Source organism: Pseudoalteromonas sp. S4492, from assembly GCF_005886115.1.
Lineage (GTDB): Bacteria > Pseudomonadota > Gammaproteobacteria > Enterobacterales > Alteromonadaceae > Pseudoalteromonas > Pseudoalteromonas gelatinilytica.
In genome coordinates, this window is record NZ_PNCP01000184.1 from 1 (window position 1) to 269 (window position 269).

At 40.1% G+C, this 269-nt stretch carries 1 protein-coding gene; it reads right to left on the bottom strand.

Features of this window, described 5'->3' with window-relative positions:
• On the bottom strand, positions 1–236 hold a 236-nt coding region (locus CWC28_RS21320; protein WP_249324992.1), incomplete at its 3' end, for an NADH-quinone oxidoreductase subunit H.
• Positions 237–269 lie beyond the last annotated feature (33 nt).

The window sequence follows — 269 nt, forward strand, 5'->3', positions numbered from 1 at the left end:
ATAGCCAGTTCATAACTTATAGCTTGCGAGGCACCGCGTAGCGCTGCCATTAAAGAGAATTTATTATTAGAAGCCCATCCCCCAATCATAATACCGTATACGCCCAAGCTTACCACACCAAAAATGTATAATATACCAATATTGATATCGGCAATTTGCAAATCAATCTTACGCCCAAAAAACTCCACTGAAGTACTCCATGGAATAACGGCACAAGTCATAAGTGCTGCCGTCATAGCTAAACCCGGACCTAAAATAAATAATACCTT